Raw genomic sequence first — 13169 nt, 5'->3', positions numbered from 1 at the left:
GCTTCCCCCTGGGGTCGGTTGACCCCTTTTGTCGCGGGGCGCGCATCGCCCGCTCACGGAAACTCGCGACGTGCCCGGTACCAGCCTAATCACCTCGAGCGCGGGCCCGGCAGGCCCGGCCGCCCCTTCGTGCCCGTCCGACGCGTCACACCGGGCCCGACACCTCCGCGGCGCATCTGTACGTACACCAAAACGTGACGAAGGCGCGGCGCGCTCAGCCCCCGATAGCACGCGAATTCACGCGATAGCGCGCCAGTTCCCTTGAAAACGGGCCAAGTTGGACGTCCGTCAGTCCATCCGGCGTGCCACGCCCAGCAGTCCGGTCTCGGCATCCGTCGCCCGCGTCACCACGTACTGCCGGTCCCGCTCCGTGCACCACAGCGTCACGCCGTCCGGCAGCGTGGGCAGCGACTCCAGCTCCGGACGCGGCAGCCCGAGCACGCGCCCGATCTCCGCCGCCTCGTCCGGCGACACCCGCTGCACGCCCACCAGACGCGCCTGACGCATCAACCGCGGTGCCACCGGGCTGAGATACGGCAGCAGCGTCAGCACCGACTGCCACGGCGCCGACACCACGCGCCCGCGCGGGGGCCGCATGCCGCAGTCCCGCACCACGAGCACGGGCGTGCCGGCCGAGGCGCCCTGCGGGGGCACGCGGCCGACGTCGTACACCGCGAGGCCGTTCTGCCCGCCGCCCATGGCGTGCACCATCGGCATCCAGGCCTGCGCCCGGCCCGTCTCCACGGCCACGCGGGCGCCCGTCGCGGCCGCGCGCAGCGCCATGACCTGTGCCGTCCACAGGCCGCCGATGAGCACGATGTCGTACGGCGTCGGACGGTTCACCCCGAGCACGGCGGGCTGGCCCTCGGCGTTGTCGCCGACCACCACACCGTCGTCGCCGATCGGCAGGGACAGCGCGTCGGCCTGCTCCAGGGGCAGCGCGTGCCGCGGGTGGCGGGGGCCCAGCAGGCCGAAGCCGGTGCGCAGCCGCTCGCCGAGGCCCGGCGTCGACCGGTTCGTCTCCGACGGGGCGGGCGAAGTGGTCATGGCCATCAGCGGGCACCTCCGAGCGGCAGGGTGGCGAGAACGCCGGGGAGTTGTTCACGGTCCAGGCGCGCGAGCCCGGTCCGCGTCTGCCGCGCCGCATGCTCCAGATCGCGCCGCGCGTTGGTCAGCTCCTGGTTGCTGCGGCCGGTGATCCGCAGATGGCCGGTGATGGCCACGTCCTGCTGCGCCCCCTTGGCCAGCGTCAGGCTGAAGGTCGTAGCCAGCGCGGGAACCGCCGTCAGCTGCGCCACCAACTGCGCCAGCGAGCCGCCGGATCCGCCCAGCTGGGGCCAGCGGCGCACCCAGTAGGTGGTGTGCCGGCGGTTGTCGCAGCGCCAGCTGCGGCTGGACTCCTCGGTCCGTCGCTGCGGCGCCTCGCCCCGCCCGGCCTGGGCCGCCTGGGCCGTCACCATCGGGTTGGCGCACGCGGAGGTGGCGATGGCGGCCGTCAGCTCCTCCTCGGTGAGTACGTTCGCCTGGAACCCGGCGCCGGTCAGCCGGCTCGCCAGATGCTCGGCCGAGCGGGTCAGGCACTTCTGCGCGCCCACAAGACCGCCGCCACGCGCGGCCACCGCCTCCGGGCACAGCTCGGGATCGAGCTTCAGCGCGATCCACGTGATGCGCACCGCGGGGGAGCCGGTCTGGGCCTGCAGCGGCGCGTAGTTGCTGACCACGACCGACTGCTGGGGCAGGTGCAGCGCGGGTGCGGGCTGCGTGTGCACCACGATCTGCGCCGACTCAAGGCGGATCCCGTCGACTTCGAGGACGTCCCGCACCAGGGCCAGCGGCAGCGGTCTGCGACTGCGCTCCGCGCGCAGCGCGTCGGCGCCCGACTCCACCTGGAGCACCGCGGTCAGGAAGCCGCCGTCGCCCACCATGCCGATGGGCCGCTGGTCGCGGTCGTCGCCGCGGCTGTAGCTGTACGTGCGCAGGGTCGGGTCGCACTCCACGGCGGGCGCGAGACCGGAGTCGGTGCCCGGCGGCACCGGTGTGCTCGCGGCCCGCCGTGTGCGGGCCCGCAGCGCCAGCAGGGTGCCGAGCCATTCCGGCAGGGAGCGCCCCCGGCGTCGTACGACGGCGAGCACCACGAACACGGCCGCAACGGCGCCGGCGGCCATCAACGCGACCGTACCGAGAAGCCACCCGCACACCACGAGCGCACCCGCGATCTCCAGCAGCACCAGCCGCTGCACCGCGAACGAACCGCCGCGCCCCGAACGGGACTCCAGATGCGGCGCGAAAGCGCCCTGGTACGGCGTCGGTGCCTGCTGGGCGCCCGTCCGGGAGGAAGAAGTGCCGCGACCACGCGACCGGCGCGCACCACCCGACCGTGACCCCGATTGCGATCGCGACCGGTTCCGCGTTGCGGAAGCCATCACTCCAAAACCCCCGAACTCTCCCGAAAACCCTTGCGCTCCGGTCCTTTCAAGCCCTGAGCACCCTACCCGTGCCACACGCACGTCCTAGCAACAGGCATAGTAGGGGCCGGGTCTGACAGTCGAGACACCAGAGCAACCGAGGGCGGGGGACGGATCTTCACAGGTCCCCCACGGCTCCGCAACGGGGAGAGAGCGGACACAGATGGCATCACGGCGGGACGAACTCAACGCCTACACCTTCGCGAAGCGCCGCACGCTCGCATCATTCCTGCAGCCTTCCCCCTCCGGCTCGGAGGAGGGCGCCCCCAAGCCGCTGGGCGCACTGGTGCCCGGCGCCGTCGTCGGCGTCGTGATCCTCGCGGTGTTCGGCGCGATCGGCATGTTCAGCCCGACCGCGCCCAAGGGTTGGGACACACCCGAGGAACACGTCATCGTCGCAAGCGACTCGACCACGCGGTACGTCGTCCTGAAGACCGGCAAGCAGAGCCAGCTGCACCCGGTCCTCAACATGGCCTCGGCCAAGCTCCTTCTGGACCCCAGCCACGACAGCGTCATCACCGTCGACGAGAAGGTCCTGGACAGCGGTAAGCCCCCGCACGGCGCCACCATCGGCATCCCCTACGCCCCCGACCGCCTGCCCACCTCGGACGAGGCCGAGGCCGCCAAGCGCTGGGTGGTCTGCGAACGCCCCGGTGACGGCGGCCGCGCCATCCAGAAGGCGGCGTTCGTCCTCGCGAAGAAGGAATGGGCGAAGACGGAGGGGTCGAACAAGCTCACCCACGGCGACCTGATGTACGTCGTCGCCCCGGACGGCAAGACCCAGTACGTCGTCGACGCGCGGGGCATGGCGTACCAGATCGCCAACCCGACCGACAAGGAACTGCTCAAGGCCCTCGACACCCAGGGCCGCGCCCCGCAGCGCGTCTCCCAGCAATGGCTCGACACCCTCCACAAGGGCGACCCGATCGCGATCCCGTCGATCCAGGGCACGCCCGGCGCGAAGGCCAACGCCTCCAGTCTGCTGCGGCAGTACGACAAGGTCGGCGAGGTCATCAAGGCGTACGACGGCCAGTCGATGCAGTACTACGTCGTGCTGCAGGGAAAGGTCGCGCGGATCTCCGAGTTCACGGCCACGCTCCTGCTCAACAGCGGGGACCTCATCGGCGCGGGCCAGGCCGGTGAGGCGCAGCAGGTCAGCCCCGGCGCGGTCGCCGACAGCACCACGTTCGACGGGAACAAGAACTGGCCGACGTACAAGCCGAAGACGGTGAACGACGGCGCCAGCACCACCAGCGGCCGCAACACGGTCTGCAACGTCATGCGCTCGGTCGCCGGCAACGGCGAGACCACGCTGTCGACCTGGGTGGGCACGGAATTTCCCGCCCAGCTGCCCACCGGCTCCTCCAGCGGCTACGTCACCGCCGGCTCCGGCCAGCTCTACCGCCAGTTCCAGGGCACGGCGACCGGCGCCGGCGGTGTCTTCCTGGTCACCGACACGGGCCTGCGCTACGCCCTGCAGTCCAACAGCGACAGCGCCACCGACGACCAGGGCATCGGCACCTCCGCCAAGCAGCGCAAGGAGGAGCTGAGCGAGGCGAAGATCGCCCAGACACGCCTCGGCTACGAGAACGTGAAGCCCACACCCATCCCCTTGGAGTGGTCCAGGTTCCTGCCGACGGGCCCGCGCCTGTCGGAGGCGGCGGCGCGCCAGCCGCAGGGTTCGTAGCGGAGCGGGCGGAGGAGAAGCGAACTCATGCTGAAGGCAAGGACACCGGGGACCGCGGCCCGGACGGCGGGCGTGGCCGCCGCGGTGGTCCTCACCGCGACGACCACGGTGGTCGCCCTCCCGGCCTCCCCGGCCCGGGCGGACGACGGCCAGTGCACGTTTCCGTCGAAGGACTACGCGGGCCGGCCGTGGGCGCTGCAGCGCGTCAACCTGGACGCGTTGTGGGCGCAGTCGACGGGCAAGAACGTCCGGGTGGCCGTGATCGACACCGGCGTGGACATCAAGAATCCGCAGCTCACCAAGGCCGTTGACGTGTCGAAGGGCAAGAATCTGCTGCCCATCAAGAACGCCAAGGGCGAGAAGATCGAGCGCGGCAACAACTCGGGCACCACGGACACGGTCGGCCACGGCACGCGCGTGGCCGGCATCATCGCGGCCCGCCCGGCCAAGGGAACGGGCTTCGTGGGCCTGGCCCCGGAAGCGACGATCATCCCGATCAAGCAGAACGACGCCGAGGGCGACGGCACGGCGCTCACCCTGGCCTCGGCGATCCACTACGCGGTGCAGGCGGGCGCGGACGTCATCAACATCTCCCAGGACACGGCCAACGCGGTCGAGCCGGACTCGCGCCTGAAGCAGGCCGTCGACGAGGCCCTGGGCCGGAAGGTCGTGGTCGTGGCGTCGGCCGGCAACGACGGTCTGGGCGGCAACGTCAAGCGGACGTACCCGGCGTCGTACCCGGGCGTCCTGGCGGTGGGGGCGTCCGACCGCAACAACGAACGGGCGGCCTTTTCACAGTCGGGAGATTTCGTGGGGGTCTCCGCCCCAGGTGTCGACATGATCTCCACGGTCCCGGGCCGCGGCCACTGCTCGGACAACGGCACGAGCTTCTCGGCGCCGTATGTGGCAGGCGTGGCGGCCCTGTTGAAGGCCAAGTACCCCAAGTGGACGGCCCAGGAGGTCGCCGCCCAGATCGAGCAGACCGCTGAACGCTCGATCCCCGGGCAGGACCGGCTGGTGGGCTGGGGCGTGGTGGACCCGGTGAAGGCGTTGACCGAGGTGGATCCGGAGCACCCCGTCGAGTCACCGAAGCCCGAGGACGGCGTCGCCAAGGGCGAGGCCCCCTCGGTCACGCCCCTGCACTTCGGCGAGACGGCGGACGAACGCAACTCCCGCATGGCGACATACGTCATGGTGGGAGGCCTGGTCGTGGTGGCGGGGCTGAGCGGTACGGCCGTGGCGGTACGGGACGGACGCCGCAGGCGCGGCGGGCAGCGGCCGGGCGGCCGATGGACGGCCTGACCGAGCTGAACGTCCTGGGTCTGGCCCTGACCGCCGTACTCCTGGCCATGGCCTGCGTGAAGGCGGACCGGGTACGCGCCTGGCGCTCCAGCATCAACCCGTCCGCCCCGGACCTCCCCGACTCCGCCTTCGTCGTCGCCCGCGTCATCTTCGTGACCCTGGCCGGCCTCGGCATCTACGCGGCCGTCCAGGGCTTCGGCGTCTCCGACGACATGGCGTGGGACAACAGTGAGCTGGCCGGCGCGGTGCAGCAGGCCGCCGACGACCTGGACGGCTTCACGTACCAGTCCGACGACTCGGGCAGTCCTCTCCACTTCGACGACTACGCCTCGCTGATCGAGGACAAGGTGATCCAGTACGGCGGCGGCGACGCCCCGCAGTACGGCGTGGCCGCCACCCCGGCCGACGCCAACACCCTGGACGACGCGTACTTCACGGTCACGGCGAAGGGCGCGGACGACGCGTTCTGCACGCACGTCGAGCGCAGCCGGTCGAAGAAGGACGACTACACGCCGCCGGGTATCGGTGGCGGGGAGGGGACGCTGACGTATCGGGGGTACCGGATCGGGGTGGGTATGCGGGACGGGGAGTGCTGACCTCCGTCGGGCGGATCCCGAGAAGACTGCGGCTGTTCCTGGCCGCGGCGCTGGCCCTGGGCCTGGTCGCGGCCGGTCTGACGCTGGTCCTGCGCGACCGGGGTGGCCACCTCGCCGCCAACAGGGCCCAGGTGAAGCGAGCCTGCGGAGGCCTGCTGCCGTACGACGAACTCCACGACCACATACCGGACGACGCGAGGGGAACGCTCGATCAGTACGGCACCCTGCTGCAGCCCGGTCAGGAGAGCCGCTCGCTGCTGAACTGCACCCTCGAGTGGGAGGGGCACGGCGGCCTGCACGTGGAGGCCGCGACGCTCGTCAACCACCTTCCCTACGAGCTGAAGACCGAAGACCTCCTGGCACCGGGCCACGAAGCCCCCGGCGTGACCGGCCGCCACAGCGACGAGAAGGACACGCTCTGGATCGTCGCAGAGTGCCCGAAGGGCTTGACCGGGCGGGCGCGCCCGGCGTCCCAGATGTACGTCACCGTGGGAATGGAAAAAGCATCCATACGAACGGAATTCCGCATCGCGGTGGACATCGCCGACGGCATAGCGGAACGAGAACACTGCGGAACGGCGTCCGCGCCGTCCGGCACCGCGCTGAAGGTCCCCACCCGAGTGATCGACACGTACCAGGAACACGACGCCCACGGGGGTCCGGTCGACGAGGGGGACGACTACGACTCCATCCGTGTCGACGAGCCGGGCCGGGGCATCAGGAAGTGCGGGTGGATGGCGGCCAGGGGATCGGCACCGTTGCGGGGCACCTGGATCACGACCGGTGACCTCCAGCAGTCCCGCCTGCTGAGCGTCTGCCACGCCCGGCGCTGGGACTACGAGACGGACGAGTACACCGACCCGCAGCCGGCCGACCTGGAGCCCGTCACCGCCGACGCGGCCAGCTGGGCGGGTGAGCTGGGCCGCAGCGCGTATCGCGACTACGAGCGCGACGGCGAGTACCCCGGCTTCGACGACAGACCGGACACCATCACGGACGAGGAGGCCGCACTCGCCCTCTGGGCCCGATCGGAGTGTGCGGGTGGCACGACGTACCACCGGGTCTCGGTCCGCCCGAACCTCGACCACCTCGCGGACGACGAGTCCGGCGGAATCCGTCTGACCCGCTCCCAGCGTGCAGAACTCTCCCACAGCGCACGGCGATTGATGAGCGGCTATCTGAACGCCCCTGGCGGATGGCCGAAGGCACAGCACTGCCACGACACGAAGCTGCTGGGTGAGGTCGAGGAATGGACCTGAGACGGAAGCGGGTCATCCGCAACACGGCGCTCGCGACAGCGGGAGCACTCGTGGCGCTCGGCGGCTTTCTCTGGCTGTACGGCATGAACGACCGTGCACTGGGACGAGCCTGCGGCGGCATGTTGCCCGTGGACGACGTCCGTGCGGTGCTCGGCGACGACCATCTGGACGTGAACAGCAGATCCGGCAACGGGGTCGACACCTGCGAGGTGAGCGCCGACGCCGACGGAGCCAGCGCGAGGGTGAGCATCGTCGACACGGCGCGGGTGGGTGAGGACGGCTGGATCTCTCCCGCCCTGGCCGGGGGCTCTGCCGGCGACATGCTGTCGGTGCCGGTCGGACAGGGCTGGTCCGGCGTCTTCGCCGCGGACACCGACGACGGCGAGGCAACGACCACCCTGACCCTGACCTGCGCCGAGGGCAGCAAGAAGACATCGGCCGGCAAGCCGGTCAAGGGCCTGGCGGTCTCGGTCAGGACCGAACTCGGCACGACGCTCGACAACCCCGCCGAGCGCCCCGCCTACGTCCGCATCGCCACGGGCACGGCCGCGAAGGCCGCCAAGGCGTACGGGTGCGTGACCCACCTGGGCCACCGCCCGCTTCGAACGGTCGGACTCCCGGTGACGGAAGAGGAGTTCGAGCCCCTGTCGGACGCGTCGGGCACCTGCGCCGGCATCCCCCCGGCCCCCGGTGTGACGACAGCCCGCGAGACGGCCCGCGCCGGAGCCCCGCTCGAGACCTGCCTCCTGGGAGACGACGGCCTGGGCAACCACCGTTACTCCCTGGAAGCCCACTTCGGTGCGTACGCGACTCAACTCAAAGCCGGCTACGCGGAAGCGCGGTACACCTCGGATCCCACACCGGCCGACGCGCCAAGGGGCCGACTCCGTGAAGACGGCGCGTACTGGGGGACCGCCGCCTGTCCGGTCGACGGCGGCGAGCGGGCGGTGTTCGTCGTACGCCGTACCAGTCCCAGGGGCCACGAACGGGCGACGGCAGCGGAACGCGCGTACGCGAGAACCGTCCTGCGAACCTTCGCCGAGCGGTCGGCTAAGGCGCACGGCTGTGCCGCGCCTACGACGCCCTGACCACGAAGGTCAGTTGGCCGCAGGGGAGGCCTTGTCGTCGGCCTTGATGTCGAAGTTGATCTGGTCGTCCTTGACGGAGGTCACGGTGACCGTCACTCCCAGAGTGCTGCCGTCGTTCGCCGTGAGCGTGCAACGAGTGGTGGTGCCGACCTTCCCGGCGAGGTCCTCGGGACAGGTGATCTTCGGCTTCGGCTGGCCCGTCTGCGCGGCGAGCTTCTCGGAGACCGTGGTGGCCAGCTTGTCGGCGGACAACTTCGGCGCCGACTTCTCCACGTCGACCGAGGCGGAACAGCCGACGAGCAGCACACCGGTGGCCACGGCCGAAAGGCTCCAAGCTGCTGCGGATACACGGCCTGTGGTCATGTTGGGCTCCATTTCAGGTGATCAAGAAAAGGGGGTGGCTGAAGCATACCGATGGCATTGATCCGAACTCCGTGCTGGAGCCGCTGCATGGTGCGAGCCGAAGCAATCGACGCCGCAATCCTGCAAATGATCCTCACCGGTGAGGAGATGGATCAAGAAATGTGGCCAGGAGGTGAAAGTCGGTCCCGCGCGGATGTCGGCAGACGATACCGCTGAAGGTGCCAGTGAAGGTTCCGGCGAAGGTTCCGGTGAAGGGCACGACGAATCCGGAGCCGGTCAGAGGGAAGTAACGCCGATAAATTTCAAGGTCGTTGATCATGAACCTCGTGGCGCCAAGCGGTAAGGGCCGTGTGAGGGCGGTGAGCTGGGCACATCCAGGGTTGGTGCCTTGGTGCTAGCGTATGCGAGCTAATCGCCAAGACATACGTGTCCAGGTCGGGTTGAGGAAAGGGGGACTGGGGTCTCGTGTCGACTGATCTGGGAGTGGAGCCGGGGGTCCTTAAGAAGGGCGCTTCGGATATTCTGGAATGTCTGACGCCCGTTCAGAAGGTGGACCTGAAGAGTTTGGCCGAGCAGGGTTCCGCGATCGGAGACGACTCCGCGGCCGAGGCGCTGGTCACGTTCTGCGGCACCTGGGAGCTGGGGGCCGAGTTCCTCGCCGACTGCGCGGCCTCCCTGGCAGAGGGCCTGAACTCGGCCAACAACAACTTCACGGAGACGGACCAGGCCATCCGCGACGCGGTGAATTCGGTCAAGTCGGACTTGAGTTAGAAAACTGAATCAGAGACGGGGAATCCGAATCCATGGCAACCGAGCTGGGGTCGACGACCGACCCCAAGGAGCTCGTCCCGGGTGACACTGGAAAGCTGACCGAGCTCGCCTCCACCCTCACCAGCTGGTCCAAGAAGTTCGACAAGATCGGCGACGGCCTGCGCGACCTGAAGATCACGGGCTGGAAGGGTGAGGCCAGCGACGCCTTCTGGCCCACCCTGTCCAAGGAGAAGTCCAACTGGTACCTCGCGGCCGACGCGATGTCGGGCGCGGCCGACGCGGTCACCTCGTACTCCTCCACGCTGGGATGGGCCCAGAAGCAGGCCTCGACGGCGATCGAGCAGTGGAAGTCCGGGGACCACGACGCGGCACAGACGACGCTGAACGCCGCGCGCAAGCAACTCAAACCCGAGCTCGAGAAGCTGACGAAGAAGCTCGATGACCTCGCGGGCGGTGCGGCGCACAGTCCCGGCTGGCTGACGAATGCCAGGCAGCGGGTCGACGACTGGAAGTGGATCCAGGACCACAGCGTCGGCAAGACGACCCAGAACCGGTGGAAGCTGGAGACCGAGCGCTGGCTCCCGAAGGGGGACGGCCACTACCGCGCCGACAAGGTCTGGGGCAAGGACGAGAACGGCAACTGGTTCATCAAGGACAAGCCCGAGCCCACCGGGGACGAAGAGGACGGGGCCACCCCCGCCAAGAAGACCAACCTGACCGTCAAGCTCGCCGAGTGGCAGGGCGGTGCCAACGTCGGGTCGGCGGGCGTGAACGGAGAGACGTCCTTCGCGGGTGACGGCAAGCTGAAGGGTTCGGCCGGCGTCTCGGCGCTCGGTGTCGACGGGTCCGCCGCCGCGAGCATCACCAACGGACGACTCCAGGCGGGTCTCTCGGGAAGCGCCTACCTCGCCCAGGCCTCCGTGAGCGGCAATGCCGAGTACGGCTACGCGGCGGTCCAGGCCGAGGGCAAGGCCTACGCGGGTGCCGAGGCCTCCGCGAACGTGGGCGTCGGCAAGGACGGCGTGCACGCCGGCGCCGAGGCGTTCGCCGGCGCCAAGGCCACCGGCTCGGTCTCCGGCGACGTCGCCGGCGTCGGCGCCGGTGTCGGCGGCGAGGCATGGGCGGGTGCCGGCGCGTCCGCCAGCGCCGACCTGGGCATGAAGGACGGCAAGTTCACCATCGGCGGCGAGGTCGGAGTCGGCCTGGGCATCGGCGGCAAGGTCTCCTTCGACGTCACCGTCGATCCGCACAAGGTGGTCGACTCGCTCGGTGACGCAGCCGACGCGATCGGTGACTGGTTCTAAGCTGAGCTGACGCTCATCAAGGAAGGGAGCATCATGGCGGCCACGCTGCCGGTCAAGATCTCGTTCTCGTTGCCGGAGGGCTGGCAGGCGGCGCCGCCGGACGAGGTGGGAGCACCCGGCGCAGCTTTCGTCGCGCTGCATCCCGCCTCCATCGACGGCGGGTTCACGGCGAACATCACCATCGCCGGCCGGATGCGCAACGACAACGCCACCATGTGGCAGATCGCCGACGAGTCGGTGCACCGGCTCGAACAGGCGGGAACCGTGGAGGTCGCCAAGAAGACCGAAGTGGGGACCCCGGACATCCCGGGCCTGACGGACGCCCCCGGGGTGATCCAGAACCTCCGCCTCCACACCACCCTGCGGGGCGAGCCGCTGGAGCTGCTCCAGAGCCAGGTGTACCTCGGCATGGAGGACGTCAGGAACCCGGCGAAGCGCGCGGTGATCGAACTCGTCCTCACCGCGAAGCAGAGTCAGATGGCCGAGGTGCTGGACGACTTCAAGTCCTTCCTGCGGACGGTGCGCCCGGCCGAGGAAGAATCCGACTGAACGACTGAGTGCCCGTTCTCCCGCGAACCTGCAGGCTCCGGAAGAACGGGCACTCTGACTTGTACTGAGACTTTTGCTCTGAACTCTTGCTCAGGCGGCGCTCCAGGCTTGCTCCGGAATCCGGTCCAGGACATCGCACAGATAGTTCAGCTTCTCGTCGACGGCCTGTGGAGTCAGGGGACCCCTGTACCACGTGAACAGTTCGTTCTCGCGCAGCTGGAGCGAGCCCTTCGCCTTCGGGTCGGTCACCAGATAGGGCACCACCGTCTGGCTGAGCGCGTTACGCACAAAATCCTCATCCCGGGTGATGACCCGGAAGTTCTGATCGAATTCCGGCACGCCGAGCTGCATCTTGGGCCTCCGGTCGAACAGCGTGTCCAACACACTCGGGCGCAGTATCTGCACGAACGGCCCGGAGCCAGGCGCCGTGACGATGAAAACAGACTCGATGTTGGGCTGCTTGCGCTCCCCGGTGTCCGCGCCCGACTGGAGATTCATGGACCGGTACTCGAAGTACTTGAAGGAGCGGCCGCGGAACACTCCCGTGGTGTAGTGCCAGGCTCGCAGATTGCTCCCACGACCCGGAAAGGGCCGCACACCACAATACTGATCGATCTGCCCCTGCACGCGCTTCTGGTATGTCCACCCACGTTCCGGTGCGATCCGGGCAAGCTGCTCATAGCCCTTCCTGATCCGCGCATCCTTCTTACGCCCACGCGTCGACACCGTGAACACGAGGATGAACAATCCCGCGATGAAGGCGAACAGCGACCACTTGATCAGTTCCCCAGCCCAATGCTCCATGGGTCCGATTATGGCGGACGGGGGTGAGGTGGTGAACGGAGGCTTCCGCTTGGTCGCAGGCACGGAGACGTTGACGGGGGCTCATCCAGGAGTAGATCGCTCACGCAAGCTTCCGGAGAGAGGGTTCCGTGGACCTCGCGAAGACGGCGTGCGCACTCAGTGAAGATTCATGGTGTTCAAGTGCGCAGATCCACGGGGCCGGCACTGCGCCGGGTAGCCCACTCACTCATGCACGAAGTCATTCCTCGTACCCGGGCCAATTGACCTTGCTGATTGAAGGAACCGAACTCGGGAGATTGGTGTCGTTCTTGCAGCCGGCCAGTTTGGCGACGTGGTGCGCCAGCTGGAGCACGACGTCCAGGCCGACCTTGCGAGCCTCGGCCGCGGACAGGCCGCTTCCCTTCATGGGCCGCGCCAAGACATCGACCTTTATGTATTTGTCCCGCTTCATGTATGCAGGTGCGTCGGCAGGAAGATCGGCGGTGCACTCGAAGAACACCACCTGCGAGGCCCTGAGGTAGTACGCGAGGACGCCCATGCTCATCCGGGTACGAGGCTCGTCCCCCTGCGCGTCGGACGTGGGGAGGTCTTTGATCGGGAGAGCGTCATGGTTCCAGGCGATGTCGACATCGAGAACAGTGTCCAGCGAGCCGTCGCTTCGCGCCTCGTATTGGCAATGGCTCGGATAGTGTTCGTCGACCACCCGGAAGTCATCCTGTTGATGCAGGAGTTTGTTGCCCGGCCCAAGAAGCTTCTGCAGGGTTGCCTGATTCGGCGTTCCGTTCCAGCACGGTTTGGCCGGGGCCTCGAGCGCATCGGCATGGCCGTCGTCGGAGCGGGTCAACGAGACATAGATGCCCGCTCCGAGGACCGCCAGTATCACTACGACGCAGAGTGCTTTCGCTCTGCCGGACATTCTTCCGAGGCTCATGTCTTCCCTGCTTGGTTGCTCGCGCTACGAAGCTACGTCAACTGATACTG

14 protein-coding genes are annotated in these 13169 nt (G+C 68.7%); 8 read left to right on the top strand and 6 right to left on the bottom strand.

Going from position 1 to position 13169, the window contains the following annotated elements; translation table 11 throughout:
* Positions 1 to 288: 288 nt before the first annotated feature.
* Both ACFY3C_RS22715 and eccE read right to left on the bottom strand, forming a co-directional pair.
* Positions 289 to 1053 carry a hypothetical protein gene (locus ACFY3C_RS22715; protein WP_386576386.1) on the bottom strand — a complete coding sequence of 255 codons (765 nt, stop codon included), beginning with the start codon at positions 1051 to 1053 and terminating at the stop codon, positions 289 to 291.
* Entirely contained in the window at positions 1053 to 2423 is a 1371-nt protein-coding gene (gene eccE, locus ACFY3C_RS22710; RefSeq protein ID WP_386576385.1) for a type VII secretion protein EccE, read from the bottom strand. Before eccE ends, ACFY3C_RS22715 begins: the two co-directional genes overlap by 1 nt.
* A gap of 205 nt (positions 2424 to 2628) precedes the next feature.
* Between eccE and eccB the strand changes: the two genes are divergently transcribed.
* Genes eccB through ACFY3C_RS22685 form a run of 5 tightly spaced genes read left to right on the top strand, consistent with a single transcriptional unit; the run spans position 2629 to position 8397 of the window.
* Positions 2629 to 4152 carry a type VII secretion protein EccB gene (gene eccB, locus ACFY3C_RS22705; protein WP_390772023.1) on the top strand — a complete coding sequence of 508 codons (1524 nt, stop codon included), beginning with the start codon at positions 2629 to 2631 and terminating at the stop codon, positions 4150 to 4152.
* A 27-nt stretch (positions 4153 to 4179) separates the two neighbouring features.
* A complete protein-coding gene (gene mycP, locus ACFY3C_RS22700) occupies positions 4180 to 5454 on the top strand; it encodes a type VII secretion-associated serine protease mycosin (RefSeq protein WP_390772022.1) in 1275 nt (424 codons plus the stop codon).
* Complete coding sequence (locus ACFY3C_RS22695) at positions 5442 to 6050, top strand: hypothetical protein (protein ID WP_390772021.1); 609 nt, start codon at positions 5442 to 5444, stop codon at positions 6048 to 6050. Before mycP ends, ACFY3C_RS22695 begins: the two co-directional genes overlap by 13 nt.
* On the top strand, positions 6044 to 7309 hold the full coding sequence (locus ACFY3C_RS22690) for a hypothetical protein (protein ID WP_390772020.1): 1266 nt from the start codon (positions 6044 to 6046) through the stop codon (positions 7307 to 7309). Before ACFY3C_RS22695 ends, ACFY3C_RS22690 begins: the two co-directional genes overlap by 7 nt.
* On the top strand, positions 7300 to 8397 hold the full coding sequence (locus ACFY3C_RS22685; protein WP_390772019.1) for a hypothetical protein: 1098 nt from the start codon (positions 7300 to 7302) through the stop codon (positions 8395 to 8397). Before ACFY3C_RS22690 ends, ACFY3C_RS22685 begins: the two co-directional genes overlap by 10 nt.
* 9 nt (positions 8398 to 8406) lie before the next feature.
* Here the strand turns inward: ACFY3C_RS22685 and ACFY3C_RS22680 are convergent, their stop codons facing one another.
* Positions 8407 to 8760 carry a DUF4333 domain-containing protein gene (locus tag ACFY3C_RS22680; RefSeq protein ID WP_386576379.1) on the bottom strand — a complete coding sequence of 118 codons (354 nt, stop codon included), beginning with the start codon at positions 8758 to 8760 and terminating at the stop codon, positions 8407 to 8409.
* Positions 8761 to 8893: 133 nt separating this feature from the next.
* On the bottom strand, positions 8894 to 9079 hold the full coding sequence (locus tag ACFY3C_RS22675; RefSeq protein WP_390772018.1) for a hypothetical protein: 186 nt from the start codon (positions 9077 to 9079) through the stop codon (positions 8894 to 8896).
* Positions 9080 to 9225: 146 nt separating this feature from the next.
* On the opposite strand from ACFY3C_RS22675, the gene ACFY3C_RS22670 reads away from it, so the two are divergent.
* The 3 genes from ACFY3C_RS22670 to ACFY3C_RS22660 are packed head-to-tail and all read left to right on the top strand — an operon-like array spanning position 9226 to position 11384.
* A complete protein-coding gene (locus tag ACFY3C_RS22670) occupies positions 9226 to 9531 on the top strand; it encodes a hypothetical protein (RefSeq protein WP_390772017.1) in 306 nt (101 codons plus the stop codon).
* A gap of 32 nt (positions 9532 to 9563) precedes the next feature.
* Complete coding sequence (locus tag ACFY3C_RS22665; RefSeq protein ID WP_390772016.1) at positions 9564 to 10835, top strand: putative T7SS-secreted protein; 1272 nt, start codon at positions 9564 to 9566, stop codon at positions 10833 to 10835.
* Positions 10836 to 10868: 33 nt separating this feature from the next.
* Complete coding sequence (locus tag ACFY3C_RS22660) at positions 10869 to 11384, top strand: hypothetical protein (RefSeq protein ID WP_390772015.1); 516 nt, start codon at positions 10869 to 10871, stop codon at positions 11382 to 11384.
* A 90-nt stretch (positions 11385 to 11474) separates the two neighbouring features.
* Here ACFY3C_RS22660 and ACFY3C_RS22655 read toward each other — a convergent pair whose 3' ends face one another.
* Positions 11475 to 12188 (bottom strand): hypothetical protein, encoded by a 714-nt coding sequence (locus ACFY3C_RS22655; RefSeq protein ID WP_390772014.1) that lies wholly within the window; start codon positions 12186 to 12188, stop codon positions 11475 to 11477.
* A gap of 238 nt (positions 12189 to 12426) precedes the next feature.
* The gene (locus ACFY3C_RS22650; protein WP_390772013.1) at positions 12427 to 13104 is read right to left on the bottom strand and encodes a hypothetical protein; all 678 of its coding nucleotides are present in this window, start codon (positions 13102 to 13104) and stop codon (positions 12427 to 12429) included.
* Between the last annotated feature and the right edge of the window lie 65 nt (positions 13105 to 13169).

The sequence above is a fragment of the Streptomyces sp. NPDC001410 genome, from assembly GCF_042895235.1.
Taxonomy (GTDB): Bacteria; Actinomycetota; Actinomycetes; order Streptomycetales; family Streptomycetaceae; genus Streptomyces.
Note: the sequence above shows the minus strand (reverse complement) of the source record. Positions and strands in the feature narration are given on the sequence as shown.